26 protein-coding genes and 1 pseudogene are annotated in these 22,981 nt (G+C 63.0%); 20 read left to right on the top strand and 7 right to left on the bottom strand.

Features of this window, described 5'->3' with window-relative positions; translation table 11 throughout:
* Positions 1-89: 89 nt before the first annotated feature.
* Positions 90-938 (bottom strand): SDR family oxidoreductase, encoded by an 849-nt coding sequence (locus ACVWWN_RS33445; RefSeq protein ID WP_457147672.1) that lies wholly within the window; start codon positions 936-938, stop codon positions 90-92.
* Positions 939-948: 10 nt separating this feature from the next.
* A complete protein-coding gene (gene ybaK, locus ACVWWN_RS33440) occupies positions 949-1,440 on the bottom strand; it encodes a Cys-tRNA(Pro) deacylase (protein ID WP_457147671.1) in 492 nt (163 codons plus the stop codon).
* Between the two features lie 210 nt (positions 1,441-1,650).
* Here ybaK and ACVWWN_RS33435 point away from each other — a divergent pair, with 210 nt between their 5' ends.
* Both ACVWWN_RS33435 and rsrA read left to right on the top strand, forming a co-directional pair.
* The gene (locus ACVWWN_RS33435) at positions 1,651-2,316 is read left to right on the top strand and encodes a sigma-70 family RNA polymerase sigma factor (RefSeq protein WP_457149372.1); all 666 of its coding nucleotides are present in this window, start codon (positions 1,651-1,653) and stop codon (positions 2,314-2,316) included.
* On the top strand, positions 2,313-2,612 hold the full coding sequence (gene rsrA, locus ACVWWN_RS33430; RefSeq protein WP_457147670.1) for a mycothiol system anti-sigma-R factor: 300 nt from the start codon (positions 2,313-2,315) through the stop codon (positions 2,610-2,612). Before ACVWWN_RS33435 ends, rsrA begins: the two co-directional genes overlap by 4 nt.
* Here the strand turns inward: rsrA and ACVWWN_RS33425 are convergent.
* Positions 2,609-2,701: a 50S ribosomal protein bL37 gene (locus ACVWWN_RS33425; protein ID WP_109749001.1), complete on the bottom strand. Its 93-nt coding sequence runs from the start codon at positions 2,699-2,701 to the stop codon at positions 2,609-2,611. The two genes, rsrA and ACVWWN_RS33425, sit on opposite strands and share 4 nt — an antisense overlap.
* A 189-nt stretch (positions 2,702-2,890) precedes the next feature.
* On the opposite strand from ACVWWN_RS33425, the gene ACVWWN_RS33420 reads away from it, so the two are divergent.
* On the top strand, positions 2,891-3,106 hold the full coding sequence (locus tag ACVWWN_RS33420; RefSeq protein ID WP_006245864.1) for a biotin/lipoyl-binding carrier protein: 216 nt from the start codon (positions 2,891-2,893) through the stop codon (positions 3,104-3,106).
* 36 nt (positions 3,107-3,142) lie between these two features.
* Positions 3,143-4,639, top strand: a complete 1,497-nt coding sequence (locus tag ACVWWN_RS33415) for a sensor histidine kinase (protein ID WP_457147669.1) — start codon at positions 3,143-3,145, stop codon at positions 4,637-4,639.
* A 136-nt stretch (positions 4,640-4,775) separates the two neighbouring features.
* On the opposite strand, the gene whiB1 is transcribed toward ACVWWN_RS33415, so the two are convergent.
* On the bottom strand, positions 4,776-5,030 hold the full coding sequence (gene whiB1, locus ACVWWN_RS33410; protein ID WP_015305418.1) for a transcriptional regulator WhiB1: 255 nt from the start codon (positions 5,028-5,030) through the stop codon (positions 4,776-4,778).
* Between the two features lie 236 nt (positions 5,031-5,266).
* Positions 5,267-6,232, bottom strand: coding sequence for a diacylglycerol/lipid kinase family protein (locus ACVWWN_RS33405; RefSeq protein WP_457147668.1), 966 nt, complete (start codon positions 6,230-6,232; stop codon positions 5,267-5,269).
* Positions 6,233-6,516: 284 nt separating this feature from the next.
* Here ACVWWN_RS33405 and ACVWWN_RS33400 point away from each other — a divergent pair, with 284 nt between their 5' ends.
* The 16 genes and pseudogenes from ACVWWN_RS33400 to ACVWWN_RS33325 form a co-directional block, all read left to right on the top strand.
* Positions 6,517-7,251, top strand: coding sequence for a TIM barrel protein (locus ACVWWN_RS33400; protein WP_457147667.1), 735 nt, complete (start codon positions 6,517-6,519; stop codon positions 7,249-7,251).
* Positions 7,252-7,876: 625 nt separating this feature from the next.
* A complete protein-coding gene (locus ACVWWN_RS33395) occupies positions 7,877-8,275 on the top strand; it encodes a hypothetical protein (RefSeq protein WP_457149371.1) in 399 nt (132 codons plus the stop codon).
* 840 nt (positions 8,276-9,115) lie between these two features.
* Positions 9,116-10,300 carry a hypothetical protein gene (locus ACVWWN_RS33390; RefSeq protein WP_457147666.1) on the top strand — a complete coding sequence of 395 codons (1,185 nt, stop codon included), beginning with the start codon at positions 9,116-9,118 and terminating at the stop codon, positions 10,298-10,300.
* A 172-nt stretch (positions 10,301-10,472) separates the two neighbouring features.
* Positions 10,473-10,751 (top strand): hypothetical protein, encoded by a 279-nt coding sequence (locus ACVWWN_RS33385; protein ID WP_457147665.1) that lies wholly within the window; start codon positions 10,473-10,475, stop codon positions 10,749-10,751.
* 12 nt (positions 10,752-10,763) lie between these two features.
* Complete coding sequence (locus ACVWWN_RS33380; protein ID WP_457147664.1) at positions 10,764-12,128, top strand: hypothetical protein; 1,365 nt, start codon at positions 10,764-10,766, stop codon at positions 12,126-12,128.
* A 15-nt stretch (positions 12,129-12,143) separates the two neighbouring features.
* A complete protein-coding gene (locus ACVWWN_RS33375) occupies positions 12,144-12,440 on the top strand; it encodes a PE family protein (protein ID WP_457147663.1) in 297 nt (98 codons plus the stop codon).
* A gap of 380 nt (positions 12,441-12,820) precedes the next feature.
* Positions 12,821-13,918, top strand: a complete 1,098-nt coding sequence (locus tag ACVWWN_RS33370) for a PPE domain-containing protein (RefSeq protein ID WP_457147662.1) — start codon at positions 12,821-12,823, stop codon at positions 13,916-13,918.
* Complete coding sequence (locus tag ACVWWN_RS33365) at positions 13,915-14,727, top strand: ESX secretion-associated protein EspG (protein WP_457147661.1); 813 nt, start codon at positions 13,915-13,917, stop codon at positions 14,725-14,727. The genes ACVWWN_RS33370 and ACVWWN_RS33365 overlap by 4 nt, the downstream gene beginning before the upstream one ends.
* Positions 14,728-14,805: 78 nt before the next feature.
* Complete coding sequence (locus ACVWWN_RS33360; RefSeq protein WP_457147660.1) at positions 14,806-15,075, top strand: hypothetical protein; 270 nt, start codon at positions 14,806-14,808, stop codon at positions 15,073-15,075.
* An 11-nt stretch (positions 15,076-15,086) separates the two neighbouring features.
* Positions 15,087-15,374, top strand: a complete 288-nt coding sequence (locus ACVWWN_RS33355) for a WXG100 family type VII secretion target (protein WP_457147659.1) — start codon at positions 15,087-15,089, stop codon at positions 15,372-15,374.
* 75 nt (positions 15,375-15,449) lie between these two features.
* Entirely contained in the window at positions 15,450-15,962 is a 513-nt protein-coding gene (locus tag ACVWWN_RS33350; protein WP_457147658.1) for a hypothetical protein, read from the top strand.
* 225 nt (positions 15,963-16,187) lie between these two features.
* Positions 16,188-18,506: a hypothetical protein gene (locus ACVWWN_RS33345; protein ID WP_457147657.1), complete on the top strand. Its 2,319-nt coding sequence runs from the start codon at positions 16,188-16,190 to the stop codon at positions 18,504-18,506.
* A gap of 4 nt (positions 18,507-18,510) precedes the next feature.
* The gene (locus ACVWWN_RS33340) at positions 18,511-19,347 is read left to right on the top strand and encodes a hypothetical protein (protein ID WP_457147656.1); all 837 of its coding nucleotides are present in this window, start codon (positions 18,511-18,513) and stop codon (positions 19,345-19,347) included.
* Between the two features lie 29 nt (positions 19,348-19,376).
* Positions 19,377-19,838 carry a YbaB/EbfC family nucleoid-associated protein gene (locus ACVWWN_RS33335; RefSeq protein ID WP_457147655.1) on the top strand — a complete coding sequence of 154 codons (462 nt, stop codon included), beginning with the start codon at positions 19,377-19,379 and terminating at the stop codon, positions 19,836-19,838.
* A complete protein-coding gene (locus ACVWWN_RS33330) occupies positions 19,838-20,128 on the top strand; it encodes a hypothetical protein (protein WP_457147654.1) in 291 nt (96 codons plus the stop codon). The genes ACVWWN_RS33335 and ACVWWN_RS33330 overlap by 1 nt, the downstream gene beginning before the upstream one ends.
* Before the next feature lie 64 nt (positions 20,129-20,192).
* Positions 20,193-20,513: pseudogene (locus tag ACVWWN_RS33325) on the top strand (WXG100-like domain-containing protein); the annotation flags it as partial.
* A 48-nt stretch (positions 20,514-20,561) separates the two neighbouring features.
* On the opposite strand, the gene ACVWWN_RS33320 reads toward ACVWWN_RS33325, so the two are convergent.
* Entirely contained in the window at positions 20,562-20,954 is a 393-nt protein-coding gene (locus tag ACVWWN_RS33320; protein ID WP_457149500.1) for a hypothetical protein, read from the bottom strand.
* A 1,470-nt stretch (positions 20,955-22,424) separates the two neighbouring features.
* Complete coding sequence (locus ACVWWN_RS33315; RefSeq protein ID WP_457149499.1) at positions 22,425-22,976, bottom strand: hypothetical protein; 552 nt, start codon at positions 22,974-22,976, stop codon at positions 22,425-22,427.
* Positions 22,977-22,981 lie beyond the last annotated feature (5 nt).

The raw sequence follows: 22,981 nt of genomic DNA, 5'->3' as shown, positions 1-22,981 counted from the left end.
CTCGACTGATGACAGCGGTTCCGAACTGGAGGTGATATGGTCCCGCGGCAATCATCGAGTTCGCCTGAGCGAGGTCGAGCGGCCGCCGGTCAAGGAGCGGAGTAGCCCGGTGGATTCGGGGTGTCGACCCACAGGTCGACCTGAAGCTGCCCGCCGGGAACGCAGTCGTAGACCGACAGATCGGTGACGCCGGATTCGACCAGGACGTCCTCGCACAGCAGGCTCTGCCCGGTGTAATCGCGGGCCGGCCGGGCGAGGACGGCGTAGGCCGCGTCGGCATACACCTCGGGCTTTCGCGCCTTGCCCATCGCCTCGTCGCCGCCGAGCAGGTTCTGCACGGCCGCGGTGGCGACCAGAGTGCGTGGCCACAGCGTGTTGGATGCGATTCCCTCGGCGCGCATTTCTTCGGCGATCCCCAACGCGCACAGCGTCATTCCATACTTGGCCATCATGTAGGGGGTGGGCTTGAGCCATTCGGATTCCAGCCGGACCGGCGGCGAGAGCGTCAGGATGTGGGGGTTCTCCCGGCCCTTCATATGTGGGATGCACGCCTGCGAGACGGTGTAGGTGCCGCGGACCTGGATGCCGTTCATCAGGTCGAACCGTTTGAGCGGCACCTCCTCGATGGAGCCGAGGTTGATCGCCGATGCGTTGTTCACGCAGATGTCGATGCCGCCGAACTGCGCGACAGCCTGACCGACCGCGTCGGCCACCGAGGCGCCGTCGCGGACGTCGCCGACGATCGGGAGCGCCTGGCCACCAGCCTCCTCGATTTCCTTGGCAGCGGTGTAGATCGTCCCCGGCAGCTTGGGGTGCGGCTCGGCGGTCTTGGCGACCAGCGCGATGTTGGCGCCGTCGGCCGCGGCTCGCTTGGCGATCGCCAGCCCGATGCCGCGGCTCGCGCCGGAGATGAACATGGTCTTGCCCGTGAGCGACATGGTCCACACCCTATGACGCGCGAATGTCGGCGGTCACCGCGTTCGTCAGCCCGATCAGGTCCTGCGGATGCACCGCGACGTCCCAGCCGCGTTTCCCCGCGCTGCACAACACTCGGTCCCAGCGCAGCGCCGAGGCGTCGACCACCGTGGGCAGCGGCTTGCGCTGCCCGAGGGGGGAGATTCCACCGATCACGTAACCGGTCGAGCGCTCGGCGGCCGCCCGGTCGGCCATCGTCGCCTTGGCCACGCCCAGCGCCGCAGCGGCGGTCTTCAACGACAGCTTGGTCCCGACCGGCAGCACCGCAACGGCCAGGCCCTTCGGCACCGCGATGACCAGGGTCTTGAACACCTGACCAGGGTCAACGCCCTGCGTTCGGGCGAGTTCCTCGGCGGCCTCCTCCCCATACGATTCGGCCCGGGGATCGTGTTTGTACTGAAGCACCTCATGGGGAACGCCGGCTGCCAGCAGGGCCGCGATAGCCGGAGTTGCTGCACGCGCCACGGGCCCAGCGTATGCGGGGAACAACCCCGGCCGGTCGCACTGTTACTGACGTCAGTAGTGGCCGCGGTAGGGCGTAGCCACCGGGGTCGTGTCGGTTTCAGCCTCTAGGATCGAAGGAGGGTCTAGGTGCCAACCCTGGCTATGGAACGTCCGGTGGCTTTGCCGGACCGCTACGGTGGTGCCGCAACAGAAGGGACGGTGTTCCCCACGATGACTGACATCGACGGGTCGGCGCCCGATACGGCGGCTGAGACGTCTGCCCTGGATAGAGCAGATGAGTCTGACGCAGATCTGACCGCTCGGTTCGAGCGCGACGCGATCCCACTGCTCGACCAGCTCTATGGCGGTGCGCTGCGGATGACGCGTAATCCGGCCGACGCCGAGGATTTGCTTCAGGAAACCATGGTGAAGGCTTACGCCGGTTTCCGGTCGTTTCGCGAGGGAACGAATTTGAAGGCATGGCTGTACCGGATTCTGACCAATACGTACATCAACAGTTACCGCAAGAAGCAGCGTCAGCCGTCGGAGTATCCGACCGAGGAGATCACGGATTGGCAGCTGGCCGCCAATGCCGAGCACTCATCGACCGGCCTGCGCTCTGCGGAGGTGGAAGCTCTCGAGGGGCTTCCGGATAGCGAAATCAAAGAAGCGCTCCAGGCGCTGCCGGAGGAATTCCGCATGGCGGTGTACTACGCCGACGTCGAAGGCTTCCCGTATAAGGAGATCGCCGAAATCATGGATACGCCGATCGGCACCGTCATGTCCCGGCTGCACCGCGGTCGGCGCCAGCTCCGCGAACTGCTGGCCGACGTGGCGAGGGAGCGCGGTTTCATACGAGGGCAGCAGCTCGACGCGCCCGAGGAGGTCTCGTCATGAGCGACGACGGAGCACGTTGGTCCCCGCCGGTCGGTCCCGTGGATCCCGAGCATCCCGAATGCGCGGCGGTGATTGCGGAGGTATGGACGCTTCTCGACGGCGAGTGCACCGCCGAGACTAGGGACAAACTGCGTCATCACCTCGAAGAATGCCCTGCGTGCCTGCGCCATTATGGCGTCGAGGAGCGGGTCAAGCGGTTGATCGCCACCAAATGCAGTGGCGAGAAGGCCCCGGAGAGCCTGCGCGAGCGGCTGCGGATCGAGATCAGCCGCACCACGATCATCCGCCGCGGTTAGCGCACTGCCTTCGAACCGGCGTTGGGCCGCTTTCCGTGGTTGGCCTTCGAGTGCTTGCGGTCGCGCTTCTTACGGCCACGCTTGGCCATGGTGATCCTCCGAGTCGTCAGCGGCTAGTGGGCCCGCCATCAGCGGGCGCGTTGACACCATTCTCGCATGGCCCGGCAACACGCCCCTCGCCCCGGGGTTGTGGTTCGATAGAGCAGCAGGCAGCACGAGCCGGAACACCGGCGGACGGAGCGGCCGGCGACATGAGACTCCGACGAAGTGGGGTGTAGATGGCCGAGGATGTTCGCGCCGAGATCGTGGCTAGTGTGCTCGAAGTTGTCGTGCACGAAGGCGACCAGATCGGTGAGGGCGACACCCTGGTGCTGCTGGAGTCGATGAAGATGGAGATTCCGGTGCTGGCCGAGGTGGCCGGCACCGTGAGCAAGGTGAGTGTGTCCGTTGGCGATGTCATCCAGGCGGGCGACCTCATCGCGGTGATCAGCTAGGCGCAGGTTTCTCGCCCCCAGCCGGAGTAAGAACCAATGTCAACCCTCGGTGATTTGCTCGCCGAGCACACCATGTTGCCCGGCAATGCCGTCGATCACCTGCACGCGGTGGTCGGTGAATGGCAGTTGCTGGCCGATCTGTCGTTTGCCGACTTCCTGATGTGGGTGTGCCGTGACGACGGAGTGCTGGTGTGCGTCGCGCAGGTTCGGCCGAATACGGCGCCGACCGTGCTGCTCGCCGACGCCGTCGGCACCATCACCGATGCCGGCGTCCTTCCGTTGGTCACAGCCGCGTTCGAGTCGGGCGCCATTGGTCGGGAAACCCCTATGGGACAACAGGATTCGCCCGGCCTGAACGTGGAGGCCGTTCCGGTGCGCTACGGAAACGAAGTGGTGGCGGTGCTGACCCATCAGACCGCGCTCGGCGCCCGCAAGGCCAGCCCGCTGGAGACCGCGTACTTGGATTGCGCAGGCGATCTGCTGCACATGCTTTCCGAGGGCACGTTTCCCAACGTCGGCGATGTAGCCATGTCCCGGTCGAGTCCACGCGTCGGGGACGGGTTCCTTCGGCTGGACGAGGCCGGGGTCGTCACGTTCGCCAGTCCCAACGCGATCTCGGCTTTTCATCGGATGGGCTTCACGGCCGAGTTGGAGGGGCACAACATGGTCGGCGTCACCCGGCCGCTGATCTCCGACCCCTTCGAGGCGCATGAACTGGCCAACCATGTCCGCGACTCGCTGGCAGGCGGGTCGAGCATGCGGATGGAGGTCGACGCCGGCGGCGCCACGATATTGCTGCGCACTCTGCCGCTGGTGGTGCACGGGGCGGCCGTCGGTGCCGCGCTGCTGATCCGCGATGTCACCGAGGTCAAGCGCCGGGACCGGGCGCTGCTGTCCAAGGATGCAACCATCCGTGAGATCCACCATCGCGTGAAGAACAATCTGCAGACCGTCGCGGCGCTGTTGCGCCTGCAGGCCCGCCGCACGAACAACGCCGAGGGGCGTGACGCGCTGATTGAATCGGTGCGACGGGTATCGTCCATCGCGCTCGTGCACGATGCGCTGTCGATGTCGGTGGATGAGGAGGTCAACCTCGACGAGGTGGTCGACCGGATCCTGCCGATCATGAACGACGTCGCCGTCCCGGACAACATGGACATGCCGATCCGCATCAACCGCGTCGGTGATCTGGGCGTACTCGACGCCGACCGGGCCACTGCGCTGATCATGGTGATCACCGAACTGGTGCAGAACGCCATCGAGCACGCCTTCGACGCCACCACCCAGCAGGGCAACGTGACGATCCGTGCCGAGCGGTCGGCCCGGTGGCTGGATGTGGTCGTGCACGACGACGGCCGTGGGCTACCCGAGGGGTTCAGTCTGGAGAAGTCCGACCGGTTGGGCCTGCAGATCGTGCGGACGTTGGTGTCGGCCGAATTGGACGGGTCGCTCGGCATGCACGACGTGCCTACCGGCGGCACGGATGTGGAGTTGCGGGTGCCCATCGGCAGGCGGGCACGGCTCGCGCAGTAGTCGTGCGCGACGCCTCAAATTGTGACCGAATACGCAGAATGACCTTCACTGACGCAATTCGGACAAAATTGTATTTGCACAGAGTTACGGCCCCGACATTTAGCCGGGGCCGTAACTCTGGGTTTGCTGGTTAGGGTCAGACCCCGCTGCGGGCCTTCGTCCGAGCATTGCGGCGCTTCAGCGCGCGCCGCTCGTCTTCGCTCATGCCACCCCACACGCCGGCGTCCTGGCCTGAATCCAAAGCCCAGGTGAGGCACTCCGTGGTCACCGGGCAGCGGTTACAGACAAGCTTCGCGTCAGCGATCTGCGCGAGCGCCGGGCCACTGTTTCCCACCGGGAAGAACAGTTCCGGATCCTCGTCACGACACACCGCCTTGTGGCGCCAATCCATTGTTCTAACTCCTTACCGTGTGCGCAGCAAGGCGCACGAGCTTTTCTTCGGCTGTTAACGCGTGCACACGAAATGTTTCTGCACTGTTGCATCCGATGTTTTCACAGACTGAACAGATGTCAATAGAACTAAGTTCACACGTGCGCTATCTCACTAACAGGGTCGGTTCGAAGACCCAGTACCCGTTTGTACTAGCCTGAACACAGCTACGCCCACATTTCATTCCAGTTTCTGCATCAGCGCAGGTCAGCTGCGGCAAGCGCGGGCGGTGCGACAACGCCCAGGGCATCCGGAACCGCTGTGAACGTCATGACGTTGCGCGGACCGAGGTAGTCGCCGTCGATCTGACACGCCGCCGGCGCGTCGCTTGTCACCCGCACCCACGGCAGATCGTCGTCGCGGATCAAGTGCTTGGCCGTGAGGCGCGGCGTGCGCGACATCATCTGCCGCACCAGGCGAAGGTTGGTCCATACGTTCATGCTCGTCGTCGCGAAGACGCCGAGGCCGGTCTCGAATGTGGTCGTTGGGTTGGTCCACACCGGACGTGTGTTGGCGTAGGTCCAAGGGCTGGAATTGGACACGAACGCGAAGTGCACACCGGCCACCGGGTCGCGATCGGGCAGGTGCAGTGTCAAGGTCGGCTCTTTGCGGGCGCTGGCCAGCACTTCGCGGGTTGCGACGCGGATATAGCGGGCGGCCGTCACACTGCGGCCCTTTTCCCGCTGCGCTTCGACGGCGGCGACCACCTCGCCGTCCACCCCCATGCCGGCGGTGAACACCGCCCAGCGTTCGCCGCAGTCCATCAAGCCGATGCGCCGCCAGCTTCTGCGCCGCCGATAGTCACTGAGCAGGTCGACAAGTTGGTTGGTGGCCTCGATCGGATCCGAGCTGATGCCCAGTGCGCGGGCGAACACGTTGGCCGAGCCGCCGGGGACCACTCCGACGGCCGGCGCCGGGCCGCGGCCGCCCGTCTCGCCGAGGATCCCGTTGGCGACTTCGTTCACCGTGCCGTCGCCGCCGTGCACGATCAGCACGTCCACGCCTTCGCGGGTCGCCTCGCGGCCGATCTCGATGGCGTGACCGCGGCGGTCGGTGTGCACCACGGTCAGCTTGACACGGCTCTCGAGGGCGTGCGCCAGCAGATCGCGACCGGCGGGGGTGGTCGACGTCGCGTTCGGGTTCACGATCAGCACGGCGCGCACGAGCAATGAGCCTAACCGTGCGCGCCGTGCCGTTTGTTCAGTGCGAACCGATCCGCGACGTGACCGTCGTCAGCCGTTCACCATAACCTTCGTCGATTCTGGCACCCTGCCGCCGAGCAGCGGGGTGGGGACTTACTTGGTTTCCCCGGCGGTGGCCGCCGACGCGCAGGCGATCACACAGACCACGGCGGTGAAGATGCCGATGACCACCCAGCCGCCTTCGCGGACACCGCCCGGGGCGCTTCGACGTTCGGATGGTCGGCCGCCGCGACGATGCGCCAGGCATGGCGATAGTCGGTGTATGCCTCGACAGCTTTCACGTACTCTCCCGCGGCGACGACCCAGCGGGCATAGAGGAGATCCCGGCCGACAAGATCTTCTACCTACAGCTCGCGGACGCGCCCGCGTTGAGCATGGACGTGTTGTCGTGGAGCCGCCACGACCGACTCTTCCCTGGCGAGGGCGCCTTCGATCTCGTGGGTTTCATCCCGCATGTGCTGGCCACCGGTTACGACGGCCCCCTGTCGCCGGAGGTCTTCAACGACACGTTCCGCCAGACCGACCCGGACCGCACCGGGGTGCACGCGCTGCGGTCGCTGCTCTTGCTGCAGGACAAGACCGCTGGTCACCATCCGGAGGGTTGGCGCCGCGACCTTGCCACGCTCACCGAGGCCAAGCCGCCCACTGGATTCGACTTCGTCGAAATCAAGGCCGAGGACACCAGCGAGGTGGAGGTACAACTGCAGCGTCTCGGTTACACATCCGGTGGTCGCCATCGCACCAAGCCGGTATCGTTGTGGGCGGCCGGGACCGCGCGAGTGGTGCTCAACGAGCAGCAGGGCCGCGACCAGATTCCTCATGTGGCCGCCGTCGGTCTTCAGGTGCCAGATGCGGCGGCGACCTCCCGTCGCGCAGCCGAACTGATGGCGCCAGCCGCCTACCGCAGGACTTACGCGACCGAGCAGGCCCTTGGCGCCGCCGTCGCCCCCCGACGGCACCGAGATGTTCTGGGTGACTGAACCGGCGTGGGTCGAAGAGTTCGAGAACGGCCTGCCCCCGGCGCCGACGCCGGTGCTTGGCATCGACCACGTCAATCTCTCGCAGCCCTGGCAGACGTTCGACGATGCGGTGTTGTTCCTGTCCAGCGTCTTCGGGTTTACGGCCGATGTGCCAACCGAGGTGCCGGGTCCTAACGGATTGGTGCGCAGCCAATCCACGCGCACCGCGGACGATTCGGTGCGATTGCTGCTCAACGTCGCGCCGCATGTGCTCGACGGCGCCGGCATGCCGCAGCATGTGGCGTTCGCGTGCTCCGACGTGATCGGGTCGGCCCGCGCCAGGGGCGCCGAGTTTCTGCTCGTTCCGGACAACTATTACGACTATCTGTTCGGCCGGTTCGGACTGGAGGAAGTGATGGTCGGCGAACTGCGCGATCTCGACCTCCCTTATGACAGGGACGCAGGCGGCGCGTTCGTCCACTTCTACACACGCACGGTCGGCACGGTTTTCTTCGAGTTCGTCGAGCGGCGGGGCCGCTACGACGGGTATGGCACCGACAACGCTCCGGTGCGCTGGCTGCCCAACGCGGCCACCGGGTCGGTACCGTACGGGCGTGACCGATCGGCGCGCCCGCGAGTACGTGTCGTGACGGTGCCGTCGCCCACCACCGTGCGCCAGGCCGCCGTCCTCGTGGCGCTCGAGGGCGTCGCGGGTCTGCTGGCTGCGGTGGTCTATGTGGTGAGCGCCTTCGGCGGTACAGACGAGCCAGGGCTCAACAAGTTCGGTACGGCCGCGTGGTTCGTGATCATCAGTGGCGGCGTACTCGTAGCGGGCTGGGCGTTGTGGACCGGCAGGCGCTGGGGCCGAGGCCTTTCCGTATTCGCGCAACTCCTGTTGCTGCCCGTGGCGTGGTATATGGCTGTGGGGTCTCACCAATGGCTCCTCGGGATACCAGTCGGGGTCGTAGCGCTGATCACGCTTGCGCTGTTGTTCAGCCCTTCTACCCTCCAATGGCTCGGCGCCTCGGACACTGACGGCAAATAGGTCTCGTCTTCGGTTACTTTCCTCGAATTCGGATTGCCGCGAAGGCATCGGCCTGCCACGTCTGATGTGTCCGTGGCCGCAACCGCACTCCTGCAATTGATTTGAGAAGTTGAATGCGTTGCGATCACCTTCGCCCAACCCGGCCTGAGCACACCGTCGGGGGACATCCGCCTGATGCCGGTCACCGACCGGCTCGTCCGGCTCGCCGGACAGCCTGAGTTTCGGCCGCAGTCCAGACCTATGTCGCGGGCAGCATTCCCTTCAGTACCGCCAGCGATGCGCCGCCACCACATCCTCCGGGAAGTTGCCCTGTGCCCAGGCATGGTCCGATGCACGCACAGCGGCGAAGGCGCCTAGGAACTCATCGCCAGTGCCTCGCGTATCCGGACGTGTCACACGGGAGACGGTCGACGCTCCTGGCCGTGAAGCTTGCCCGCGGCTCCCTGCCAAGCTCGCTTGAGGGCCGCATCTGGAGTTGCCGAAGCGCTAGCCAACATCCGATCGTGCACACGCGCAGCCCACTCAGATGTGTTGCGGATGCGACGGCGCCTCCCACGTTGCATGAAATCTCGAGGCTCGGACGTTATCGGAATTGTGCGATCGATCAGAGACCGCTAGAGCGTGAACGCCGCCGAGGCCATATCTGCGGTTGCGGAGCATGTCCGAACCGCCGAACTGGATTACCCCACTGAGAGTTTGACCGCAGACCGATTCGACACCGGTTGGTCGGTGTATGCCTCAGGTTCGGACAATGCAATGCGTCCGTTCGTGCGACCGACATTCCTGGTGAGCGATACCGGTGCGATCGAGCAGGTGTCGGTGCTCCCGCACGCGTCCGGGGTGTCGTCGCTGTCGTCGAACAGCACGCTGCCGATGTACCAGTTCGGCCGTACCTCGGCGGCTGACGGTCGCGGTGAGGTGAACAGTGAAGAAGAGGCAGCCGTTGCCTCAGAATTGCTTGACCTCATTGCCCAGCAGTTAACTTCCTTCGCGCCGGATGACTGGCTGTGGTGCAGGGCAGAGTTCGCCCTGACCGTTGTGGACGAAACAGCGTATGTCTGGTACGAGACCCCTGATGGCAGGCAATTGCAACTCGCCGAAGTTCCGGAGAACATCACCTCGCTGGTGCGTGAACAACGAGACATCAGCGGCGGGGCGCCGGCCGGACCCTGGTGGCGACTGGTTTTCGACATCAGCAACGAGGGCGAGACCGTCATCGGCTACGACTACGGCGACGATCCCTTCCCCGAAGACCAGCTACAGCCGGCCCAGAACTATCTGGACGACATCGCCGCCTACCCAAGGTCGTCGCTGCCTGTGTGGCTGGCCGCCTACCTTGCGGACCCTGACGTCCAGACGCGTGATGTCCCTACCGCTGAGGCGGCAGTGGCTGCTGACCTCGCGGCCGGTCGGGCAGCAACGCCGGCGGATGACATCGCACATGTTGCCGATATGTGGGCTAGGTGGGCCGTTCTGGGGGCGCTGCACATGGGCGTCGAATCCGAGGACGGACCGAGAGTCACGCCAGGATTGGGTTGGTATGAGTCTCAAACCCGCAGCGGGGCAACGTTGGTTCTCTTACCAGGCGACCGGGCCGTGTTGTCCGGAGGACGGTGGGAGTCGCCGCTGTTGGCGGCCGCCTATCTCGAGGATGAACCGTTACCGGATCTGTTCGCCGGTGCTCCGGTGTGGGTGAATGAGGCGGTGCTCAACATCCGTTGCCAGCATGGCTTGTTGAGCTTCTGTTACTGGTGGGCAGATGGACGTTGGTGGCGCGGCGCGACGGACACGGATGACGAGCTCGACATGGCGCTGCCACCTGTCTGGGCCGCTGAAGCTCAGACGCTGGCGGAAATGGTCGAAATCGCTGAATCTGCCGAAGAATCCGCCTGCGAATCATTGCTGACAGCCGCCATCGATGGCGCGATCACGGTGGACCAGGTAATCGCTGTTCTCGCGGGCGAACCGAATTGGGACCTCACTGCGGCACTGAACCAGTTCGCTGCGGCCGGTTTGATTCGGTGAGTACGGTGCGGGAGGCAGTAGCTGAACAGAGGCGAGCCGTCGCCGGTCAAGTCATTCGATGCTCTGTGAAGCCTTCTCGTATAGAGTGTGCATTGCACCACAAACTATGTCCTGCAATCGATGTGAACGGTTTAACTCTAGGTAAGAAATCACTCGAGAGAGGTTCGGTGAGATGGTCCTTTCGGTTGTTCCAGTAGGGCTGCAGGCTTTCTCCAGTGCGAACACTGCTGCAGGGGAGATGATCTCGGATGCGGGTTCGGCGGATGCGGGAGCGATGTTCAGTGCCGCCGTCGCAGCAGTTGGACCGATCGGCGCCAATTTCCTCCTTGCATACGCTCCCGCGCAGACCAACAACCTGTTCAGCACCCTCACGGTGGGCGCAGTTCACGGTGCGATTGGCGGAGCCACAAGCGCCTCGAACGCCGCGTATACAGCCGCCGACGACGTGTGATAGCGAATATCAATGGCCGTCGCGCAGCAATCAGCAGCGAACAGTCCATCAGCGCACACGATTTCACCACACCATCTGCAACAGGCGCAGCCTGGTTTTGACCCCGAGCAGGTCATCAATGCCCATGAGACGAACCTTGCGGACTATCTGAATCAGCCGGTTCAGGACATTCTGTCCCGCATCGGATTGCCACCGATACCCTCCCACGCCCTGCCGCAGGACGGTACGGACAGCCAAACGCGCTCAGGCGCAGCGAATCCCCTCGATCCGACGCAAATGATCAAGCCCGCCACCGATGCTCTGGGAACATTGGGGACGGGTCAGTTCAACAAAGGCGCCGACCCGACGCAGATGTTCCAGGGAATTGCGCAGGCGTTCGAGTCGGCTGCGGAGCCGCTGGCGCAGGGTGTGTCTCAACTTGCGAGTGTGTGGCAGGGGGTTGCCGGATCCGCGGCAGGAGCCGCGACCTCGGCAGCAATGGCCGACGGAAGCAAGGTGGCCAGCCAGTCGGCGAGTCTGGGCCAGAGCCTGTCCACGGTTGCCGCGACCGTCAGCCAGGCCCAGGCCCGACTGATCGCCATCATCAACGAGTTCATCGCAAAAATCATCGCGATCGGACCGAGCATCATCTTTCCCTGGGGAATGGCTCAGGCCATCCAAGCAGCGACTGAAGCTGTCACGGAAGCCGCGGAGGTGACCACCGAAGCGCAGGGAGCCATCGGTGAACAGGCGGCGCAGGTTGGAGCGGTGGGTGCGCCGGTTCCCATGTCCGCCTCAACGTCCATGCTGGCGGCGGCACCCGCAAGCGCGGCCGCCGCACCGGCAAGCCTGGCCGCCGCACCTGGTATCGGGGCGGCTACACAGTTTTTGGGCCCGTCGTTGGAAGTGGGGACAAGCCTGATCTCGCCGGTGATGGAGGGTGTGAGTGCCGCCACGCAGACGGCTCAGGCCGGCGCCGGAGAGCCTGGTGACCGCGACCCCAACGACCCAGCAACCGACCCTGCTCCCGTAAACAAGGCTGGGTTGGCAAAACCAGGCGGCGGCGCAGGGGCTGCGGGCGCGGCGAAAGGCGTGTCTTCAGGGTTGGCCAATTCGCAGTTGGCTCCTCAAATCCCAGCGGTGCCCAAGGCCGGTGCGGACGGTATGCCCTTGCAAGGCTCAACCGCAGCCGAATCCGCCGGAATGGGCGGTTCACCAATGACGGGCGGTCCGATGGGTGGCGCAGGAAAGGCGGGCGCCACGGATGGTCGTCACAACCCGGCGGCGTTCCTCCACACCTCGAACGATCAGATCGTCGGCGATCTCGGCAACGCTGCCCCGCCGGTGCTCGGTCAGATCGATCCAGCCGAACGCCCGGATATCGATTTGCGAATCTAAACAAGGAGTTTCAGCATGACGAACAATTCAGAATTCTCAATGCAGCCGTCCGATGTCATGGAGGCGGCCGGGCAACTCGATGCATTGGCCGACCGCATCGACAAGGTCATGGAGGTTGAAGCGCAAAACTTGACCGTTGTGGCTGCCGGGCGCGATGAGGTTTCTCAGCGAGTCGCAACGACTCTCAATGATGTGCATACGGGCTTTGTCCAGTCGGCGGGGCAGGGGTCCAACGAGGCGCGAGAGATCGCAGCGACCTTGCGGGCACACACACAAAATGTCCTGGACGCTGAAAGCGACTTCACTGTCTAGGCATTCATCACATATTGCGAGCTAGCCCGGGCACGGCACAGTCGGGCCGGGCTAGCTGCGTATTGACGCGCGGATGAGTTGTTGGCATGCGGTAGTGGGACCAATCTGGGGGTGACGCACAATTATGTTATACCGCAGTAAGTTTGAACCAAACACGATGCGTGCAGGTTATATGTGTACCTCGTGCGCGATGCGACAACCTCTACCCTGTTCAGTCGATTTGTCGTCTCTGACACGAAAAGTCACTCGTACGGTATCGAAATCGCTACGCCGTGCGCTTGTAACAAATCAGACTTAGACTTTCGGCGCCGAGCTTCCGCGGCGAGGCTGCGGCGTCGGCCTTAGAGCATTTGGTGTTCTTCGTGAAGGGAGGTCATCGCATGGGCTTCACTAATGTGGCATGGGAATCGCGCAGCACCGAGCAGCTAGCCCGAGACCTCACCGAGGGTCCAGGTCCGCGATCGGTCGGTCAAGCCGGTGCCGCCTGGGTCCGCGTTGCTGACGAAATAGTCTCTGTCGCTGAGGACTACGGCAACCTGCTCGAGCAGCTGCGGGCATCGTTCGCCAGCCGGGGGGCGGACGTCGTGGCCAACAAGCTCGAACAGTTCGGCGGATGGCTGCAGGCGATCAGTCTGAGTGCCGCCGCGAACGGTGAGCGAGCCGAAGAAGCAGCTACAGCGAACGGTGTTGCCGTCTTGGCCATGCCGAGTCTGCCCGAGGCGGTCCAGGAACGAGTCGCGCGCGACGTGATGGATTCGCTGGCTGCCTATAACGGCGCAATCCTCAACGGGCGCTTCGCTGAACTGGATGATGCGGCGTCGGTTAAGCAGGCCGACGCTGCATCAGTCATGTACCAATACGAAGAGTCGTGTAGCGCTTTCGCTACGCCGTGGGACCAACCGACTCCGCCTGATGTATGCAGAGGTGATTCCCTGCAAGCGGAGCGTCGTGCCAAAGCCGCTGATGACGACGCTGACGGCGCCGGTACCGCGGGGGGAGCCGTCAGTGCAGCCGCGGCGCCGACCCCACTCACGCCATTCACAGCCAACCAAGCGAAGTCCAGCGCCGATCGCAAGGCTCTGCGCCAGGTCACTTCTGGCGGCGCTGGAGGCAGCTCGAGCGGCGGGATGGACGGATATGGGCCGATGGGTGCGGGTGCCATGGCGCGAGCAGCCGGCGGACAGCGCGAACACGAATCAATCTTGCCTGCAGCAACACTCGATGGCAGCGGCGAGCCAGGTGCCGGATTGTCTGATGCATCGGCGTCCTGGCTGCCTGCCGCCCAGCAGAGCGACGCGGCATTCACAGTGTCCAGTGTCAGTTGGGGCCCGAGCACATCGATATTCGATGAACTCGGGCAACCTGACCACTCCGACGTACCCGCCTACGCCGAGGAGCCCGAGGCGACCCTGGAGCAGGTGTCCAGTCAGTGGGCGGCCCCGGCGGTAATCGGGATCGACAAGGGCTTGACGCTATGACCGCGACGCTGTCACATCACATCAGCCTGACCCACGACGAACTTCAGGCCGTGGCCGGGCAGATTGGCGTCTTCGATCTACCCACAGTGTTGAACGTCCGCCCGCGCTACGCCACGATCGCGGATCGAGAGGCGGCTTTCGAACGCGCCAGGCGCAATCTGGCGGCCCGCAACATGATCGCCAATGGCGAGGTGCACCCGGTTCTGAGCGTGGCGCTGGAAACCTTGCATCGGCCCGACCTCCAGTGGGCGATGAGGGTGGTGACACCAGACGGCACGGCGCGGGTGGCCGTTGCGCGGCGTGGCCCAACCGGCGTGCTGGCCCGTCGTATTTCGGAGGTCATTTCTCTACGGCCGTTGGGGGATGTCGTCGAAACGCTCTCGATGGCCACGGCATTGGTGAGTGAACTCCCGCACTCCAAGCCAGCCCCCGTGGAACCGTTCGCAGCCCCGCTGCCACAGCTTGCGGAATGCCTCTGCGGCACAGACGATCCCGTGGCCCTGTCGGACCGGATACGCAGTCTGGGCGCCGATCAGAAAACGGCGATGTCGCTGGGTGCCGCGCTGGCATCCCGGCAAGCGTTTGCCGAGATCGTCGTCTACGCCTTGGTTGCCGATGAGGACAGGATTTGTCGCGCGCCGGCGGCTGCGGGTGTGTTCTACACGAAACGTGGGCGAATCGTCGCTGCACCGAGCGCGTCGCCGACCGGGGAGATATGGACCACGGTGAAAGCGGGCACCGACCACGCAATCGTTCAAGCGATCACGCGGCTCGCCGAGCTGACAAATGCCGGAGGGGGTGACGGGTAGCGCCAACCAACGATCCATCGATTACCCTTGTGCAACAACCGATTACATGCACGATCATCTATTTAAGGAGGAAGCGCAATGCCAATCGTGGGTATAAGCATTGAACAAGCCAGGGCCGATTTGCAAAAGGTCACTGACGCTCAAGCCAACGCCAAGGACCTGAAGACCCAAATGGACAGCGTGGCGCAGGATCTGACCTCGACGGGGTGGCTGGGCCAGCAGTCGCAGAAGTATCAAAACGCTTCCAATGAGCTGATGGCGGACCTCGACACAGTGATAACCCACTTGGATTCGCTGGCAGAACAAGGGAAGTCAGACCTCAACCAGTACATCGCGCACGAAAGCTAAGGAGTAGATCAATGAGCGACGTTATCCACTACAACTTTGGTCAAATCGCTGACTCGTTGGGTGAGATTCAAACGCGGATCTCGCAGTTTCACCAGCTACAAGATGACGTAGCCCAGGTCGTCAATGCGATGGAAGACGCCTACAAGGGCTCCGCCCCCGAAGCCATGCAACAGCAAATGGCCGTTATCAAGACAAAGATGGACGACGCGGCACAGCAGCTCGACCAGTTGCAGGGCTCCGGGCACGAGCAGGCGGACAGCATGCAGCACCTCGACAAGCTTCTCGCTTCTCGTTATTAAGCAGGCGGGCCCGGGCTTGTCGGTGACAAGCCCGGGCATCCCTTCTCAGTACCCGAAAGAGAGTGCACAACAACGATGGCGACTTCCGATTCAGATGACGGCGATTCCGGCAACGGCGGCGGCGGCTCCGGTAACTCAGGTGGTTCCGGCAACTCAGGCGGCGGCAACGGAGGCAGCGGAGGCAACTCAGGCGGCGGCAATGGTGACAAGTCTGACGACTCAGGCGGGGGTGGCGACACCGGCAATCCAAACGGCACCTCGCTTACCGACTTGACGGGTGACCTCAAGAAATACGCGGATGCTGGGTCGCCCAACTTGAACTTCACGCCAGAGTCGCACAAGAAGCTTGTCTCTCTCATCACGACGTACAAAGGGCAGCTCGAACACACGCGGTCATATATGGATTCGATCGACGAAATGGGCAACGAGGGAGATCTCACCTCGGCACACGCGACTAAACGGAATCTGCTGTATGACATCAACGGCCCGGGCGGCGCGAAGGACATGATGCAGAAATGCATTGACTATCTTGAGGCGCTGGGAGACGCAGTAGGTAAGTCGGGCACCGCCATCGAGAATCACGGTTAGCGTGGGCGGTATCGCATGGAGCACATGGGCCCTTTGGATTACCAAACCCTGACACTCTCAGTTCGGCGATCCAAACGAAGAATGATTTGCTCGACGATATGAATGGCCCGAGGGATCAGGGACACGCTCGAAAAAATCCATCCAATATTTCGATGAGCTCGAAACTACCGTCAAGAAAGCCGCTGACAGCCTCATGCGCGCCGGCTAACGTCAGGATATCCAGCGATGACCGATGTATATGAACCGAATTACGGTGACCCAAACGAGTTCCCGGACGTCGGGCCCGATGGCAAGCCAAAACCTGGTCCGGTCACCTTCGGACATAACGCGGCGACCGATGATGGGACGTCGGATGATCCGCTGAAGGATGTCAACGGCAACACGGTTTATCACGTCAACCCCGATGGTTCACAAGGCGCGGTGTGGACTCAGGGTGAGCCGCGGCCCTTGGGTTGGAATCCGGATGGCGCTGACCCTACAGGGAGCGATGTCGCAGATGCGATCGAGGCAGTTGGGAATAATCCCGACGCCATAAAGGCCTGGCTGGGAGGTCGCAATTTCCACACCGACAAGATCCCGCCTCCGGACTTCACGCCGAATGTTGACGATGATTTCGATCCTCCGCCCAATGGGCTCGATGGCCTGGGCGCAGTGGGCGCAACCAAAAATCCGACCTCGGTGGTACCCGAAGTGCCGGAAAACTTCACCTTTGACAAGCTGCGCAACGCTTTCACAAATGTCGCGGTCGAGACGCCAATCGATCAACATTTCAGCGATTTGTGGATTCAGTTCGGTAACGACCTCGTGCACAACACACAAGACTTTGCGACTCAGTTCGTCGCCGTTGACGGTTGGGAGGGTGAGACCGCTCAGGCAGTGAAGAACAATGTGCTGGCGTTCACCGATCTGACCCAGGGCCCCATTTCTGATATGTCGAAAGGACTGCAAGCCCTAGGCATTCTCGAAGCCGGCTTTTCGCGGATGATGATGTGGATCGCGCTGGACATACACAACGACGCGATGCTGCTGGACGTGCTACTCCAGCATTACCCGCACCACGTCAATGACATCAACAGCCAATTCGATAGCCACGCGCAAAGCGTGATACGGACTGTTTACAACCCGGTGATCAAGGACATCGCGCAGGGCAATCCTTCGTTCGGCAAGGCGCCTCCGGTCAGTGTGGATCCCAACAATCCGAAGGGCGCGGGCGGCGCGGGCGGCGGTGGCGGCGGCGATGACGGCGGCATCGGTGACGCAATCAAGAAGGCTTTGGGTGGTGGTGGCGGCGGCGGCAAGGGCGGGGGTGACGACTTCGACCCCAACGCCATCGACAAAGACCTGAAGAATCTGTTCAACGGTGGCGGCGGCGGTGGCGGCGGCGGTGACACGTTTGACCCCAACTCTCTCGTGAATGCGCTGAAGAACCCGAATGGCGGCGGTGACACGTTTGACCCCAACTCTCTCGTGAATGCGCTGAAGAACCCGAATGGCGGCGGTGACAACTTTGACCCCAACGCGCTCTCGAACGCGTTGGGGAACGTGGGAGCCGGCGGCGGCGGGGGAGACGGGTTTGATCCCAACGCTCTGTCGAATGCGTTGACCAACCCCAACGGTGGCACGGTCGATCCCACCACTCTGGCGAGCCTGTTGAGCGACCCGAATTTGGCCAACCTCCCACCGGCCGCGCTGCAGGCCTTGGCAGCGAATCTCCCACCGGGGATGACGCCCGCAGATCTACAGGCGCTGACCGGTAACAACTTCTCGGCCCGGCCACCAGGCGCCGACAGCGGTTTGGGCGCCGACAGCGGATTGGGTGCTCTGAGCGGATTGAGTAGCGGTCTCAGTAGTGGTCTGAGCAATGCCCTGGGCGCAGTAAACAGCGCAGGAAATAATTCGGCAGGAACTGGCAAGAGCCTGCTGAGTAATCCCAACCAAAATGGCGCCGATGGCGCCGGGCAGGCTGCCGATGTTGCAGGCAAAGCCGCCGATGCCGCTCAGCAGGCACTGGGTGCGTTGCAAGGAAAGGGTGGAGATCCCCACGGAGCAGGGGGGTTTGACCCCAAGAATCTCAAAGCTCTCGACAGTGCCGGAGGCGGCGGTGGCGCCGGTCTCGGGGCGCGCAGTGGCGTGGCAGGCCTCGGACCGGCCGGGACACCAGTAGCCGCAATGTCGAAGGCAGGACTTCCCGCCATGGCGACAGGCGAGCGAGCGCTGGCAGGTTCGTCGGCTGGGGCAGGCGGAGCTGCTGGCGGCGGCAGCGGGAGCGGCGGCGGTGGCGGCGGTCAGCGTGGCGCGACGGGCAAAGAGCACAAGGCCAATAAGGCATTGCGCCGCAAGAAGAACGGCGAGGAGATATTCGGCGACATCGACGCCGTGGTGCCGGTGCTGGGCGCCGATGACGGCGAACCGCACACCGAAACCGACGAAACCGCTCAACAACCCGCGCGGACAACAGCCGCGGAGCGACGACACAGTCAGCCTCAACGCGACCCACGTCTCGTTCCAAATGTGATGCCGGGCCAAACAATCGGAGGCAGGTGACACCGTGACCCACTTCCGACACCACAACCAGCGTCTTGGCGAGCTCAATTACCACACGGAATTGCAACCGCTGGACACGATCGACCTGTACGACCTCAAGGTGCTTAACGAAATCCACGCCTACAACTTCTTGCCGTATCCGTTCATGCACACGCGGCCTGCAGATTTCGGCACCGTTGAAGACGTCGCCAAGCACTCCTCGGCGGTGCGCGAGAGGTACGCCGGTGGCGACTTGAAGCACCTCGACAAGTACATGGCGAGCTATGCGGGCGCAGACATCTGCGTGACGTTCAATATCCAGTACATTCCGAACGACACGCCAAGTGTGCGGATTGTGGCGCATCGGATGGACGAGCAAGGGTTCCTTGCCGAACAGAGGCCCGACGCCGACCTTGTTGACGTATACCAGCTTTCGCCGTACGAACTTGGGGCAGCCATATCCCAGAAAGCTCCTATCGACAAGCCGGGGCAACATGCCGCGATCGCCGTCAACGAGTACCTGTTGCCAGACCCGAATGTCTATGACAGTGGCGATTTCGCCGTCTCTGAAACGTTTGTCGCGAGAATGGAAGTCACCGTCCCACAAGAGGAGGTGACTGCCTATGCCACTGTGCAGAGCCATTGGCGTCGGCGGGCGAAGTGGGGACGTGATTGGGAGAAGGAGACCCTGGTGTGGATCCAGGTACGAGACGACGGTGACTACATCTTTGCGCCGGATATGGCGAGCGCTCAACCGATGACGAGGTCGCTGCTTCACGAACGAATCGACCGGCTCATCGCTGATGACGTGGCGATCCTGCGGGAGAAGCGTCGCACCGTGGCTGACGTCGCTAGGAATTAGATGCTTCGACGCAGAAGGAAGGCAGTGTAGTGGAAGACCAATTAGGTATAGAGGATCTCGGCGGCATGATGTCGCTGCTGCACGAGCAGATGCGAGATCTGGCAGCTCTGCAGGAGAAGCGTACGACGCTGGTAGCCAAGGCGACGGCTGCTGAGGGCGCGGTGGAGGTCACCGTAGACGTGCAGGGTGTGGTCTCCGAGATCGTGATCGAAGAAACCTATCTCGATGACAATGAGCTGGCCGACCTCGGCGGTCACATCGTCAGTGCGGTTCGAAAAGCAGCACAAGAGGTCGGCCGCCAGTCGGCCGCCCTGCTCGAACCGATGACTCAGCGCCGACAGACGATGCGGTCGATGACCGACATTGCCGGCGAAATGCCCGATTTCTCTGAGGTTATGTCGTTTTTCAATCCGCCCACCACCCCGCCGAGTGAGCCTCGAGTCGAAGACGACGAGGAGAATTCGGCGTATCCCAACGTAAGGAATGTCTGATGGCTAAAGAAGTAGCAGTGACCCCGGGCGGCTTGCGACAAGTTGCGAAAGAACTCAGCGATCGGTCCGCCGATGCGAACGTCGTGAAGGATCTGGCGTTGCACAATAAGGACTCAAACGGTACGCCGTGGGGCACGGATAAGATGGGCAAACAATTCGCCGAGGTATCCGGTGGCTACAAGGATCAGGTCAAATATACGACCGACATCCTCCAAAACCTCACGGACATTCTCGACTTCTATGCCGACGGATTGAACACCGCGGCCGACACCATGGAAAAACACTCTTAGGCGCAGTTGGTGTGCTCTGCCCTAATTTCCTAATTCACGGCGTGGTGGGTTTGTGACCATTCAGATGCCGCCTGAGCTGCAATGGTTGGCGGTGATCGCCGGCCAGGAGTGGCCGAATGGTGATGAAGACGCCATGTATCGTCTCGCCGACGACTGGAAGCAGTCTGCCGACAAGCTCGAAGCGCTACTTCCCGGGCTGGAACAGGTTCGCGACGACACGCTCGCGGTGCTCGTCGGTGACACGGCGACGGCCGCAAAAGCGCAGTTCGACGACCTGTTGGATGGTGACAACTCGATCGCCCACGAGGTCGATGCACTGAGGGCGCTGAGTTCGCAGGCGCATGACTTCGCCCAGCAACTCGAATACGCCAAGGTGAACATCATTGCCACGTTGGTGATGACGGCGCTCGAGATCGCTTATGCGATCGCGACCTCATATTTCGACTTCGGCATTTCTCTGAGTTGGATACCGGGCTTCGAGGCCGTCATGGAGCTGCGGTGGGTCCAGACAATTGTCAAGGCTCTGCGGGGGATTGACGAAGCTGTAAATGCCGGAAAAGGCGTTGTAACTATCCCCAAGCTCATCAAATATGGCGGGAAAGAGGCGTTTCAAGAACTCTGGCAAAGCGTGCTTCAGGAAGTCGCGGTCGAGGCATACCAGCATGACAAGCGGGGCACCGGCTTCAGTTTGGACAATATCAAGAAAGCCGCGATCGGTGGTGCTGTCGGTGGTGCGGTCGGTGGCGCACTTCACCATCCGATAAATCATATTGTCCCGCCGGCCAAGAACACAGTAATGAAAATGGTGAAAGGTGCCGCGACTCACTACGCCATTGGAGTACCGGGCAATATTGCCGGAGCGTTGGCTACCGGCAGTGACATCACTGCCTTATCAGTATTCGGCGGGGCAATACCCGGCGCGATGACTGGAGCGATCCACGGCCTGAAGGACAACAATCACGGCAACGCGCCCCCACCTCCGCAGGGCGGGTTCGATCACGATAAGCCTCTAATAGATGGCGGGCCGGGCAAGGATTCCTTCTCGACGGAGGGTTCAGACCTGGGGAACGAGCCACCGCCCAACTCGGGGGGTCCTTACGGCACCACCGGCGGGCAGACGTGGTCAGCGTCCGAAGAGACACTTGTCGGTGACGACGGCGGCGGTGGCAACTCGACCGGAGCGGACCGCAGCGGTGCCACCGCCAATGGTCAGAACTCGGGGACTGGCGCGCAGCGTGGTTCGGCGAGTGGGCAGGGCACGGCCAATGGTCAGAACTCGGGGACCGGGGCGCAGCGTGGTTCGGCGAATGGGCAGGGCACGGCCGATGGTCGGAACTCGGGGACTGGCGCGCAGCGTGGTTCGGCGAATGGGCAGGGCACGGCCGATGGTCAGAACTCGGGGACCGGCGCGCAGCGCGGTACCGGGAACGGGCAGGGTTCTGCGTCGGCCAATGGGCAAAATTCCGGGACCGGGGCGCAGAGTGGTTCTGCGACAGGGCAGGGCACGAGTACGGCCAATGGTCAGAACTCGGGGACCGGGGCGCTGAGTGGTTCGGCGAATGGGCAGGGTAATGCGTCGGCCAGCGGTCAGAACTCGGGCACGGGTGGGCAGGGTACTGCGTCGGCCGGCGGTCAGAACTCGGGCACGGGTGGGCAGGGTACTGCGTCGGCCAGCGGTCAGAACTCGGGCACGGGTGGGCAGGGTACTGCGTCGGCCAGCGGTCAGAACTCGGGGACCGGGGCCAAAAGTGGTTCTGCGACAGGGCAGGGCACGGGTGCGACTAACGGTCAGAGCGCCGGGGCCGGTTCGTCGACAAACGGCTCAGCGACAGGACAGCAGACTGGCGCTACGGCGCCGGCGCAGAGTAATGGATCGGGCACCCAAAGCACCGGCGCCCAAAACACCGGTACCTCGGGTGCATCAAACAATTCGAGTGCAAACCCAGGGCAGGCCAAAGGAGCTGTCGACGGGCAGCCGTCGACTCGATCGGGTCAGCGCGCCGACAGTTCTGGGCAGTCGGGGCCGCGACCGGCAGCCGCAGGAATCAGTGGTCGTGGTTCCACGGGCACGGGATCGGCGGCCACGCCGCAGGTCGGGGTCAGCCAAACCTCAGCTGCGGCCAATTCGACGTCGACATCCGAAAGCACTTCAGGTACACGGCAAGTAAGTCAAGCGTCGCAGGCCAGCCAAGCGCAATCAACATCAATCCCGCCGAAATCGACGAATCCGTTCCGATCGGCTGAGCCGTCAGCGGCATCCAAAGACGGTGCGGGCAAGCCGAATAAAGGCAAGTTGTCACCCCAGGAGACCCAACGACTGGTACAGGACGCCCTCGCAGAGTATCGCCAGTCCGGCCCGGATTCTGAGATCGTTTTCAACGGCGACAGCGATACCGACAAGAGGTTCAGCCTCACACGCGACACCACCGGTAAAGCGAAGGTCGAAGTCGACACCAAAGCCGTTGCGGGCAAGTCGACTAGACCCAGGTTGTCGCCGCAGGAGACCCAACGGCTTGTCCGAGAAGCCCTCGCGCAGCACAGTCAGTCTGAGCAGCCGGGATCTGATGTCAACGAACCGATTGATGCCAGCGTCGAGTCGCGATCGATCTCCAGCGAAGAGCGCGGCAGCGACGACGATGAGATCACCCCCCGCGGTGACAGCGACGTCGACCAAAAGTTCAACCTCAACCGTGGCAGCGACGATGATCTCGACGAATCCGCGCCTGATCGGCACCGATTGGCGCCAGTGAATGGCGACGGTGGTGTGGGCAGTGGTGATCGCTTCGCTGATGGCACGACCTGGCATCGGGATGCCAACGGCTGGTTTGTTGCCGGGCAGGGTGGTCACATCGA

Source organism: Mycobacterium sp. URHB0021 (genome assembly GCF_054057895.1).
Note: the sequence above shows the minus strand (reverse complement) of the source record. Positions and strands in the feature narration are given on the sequence as shown.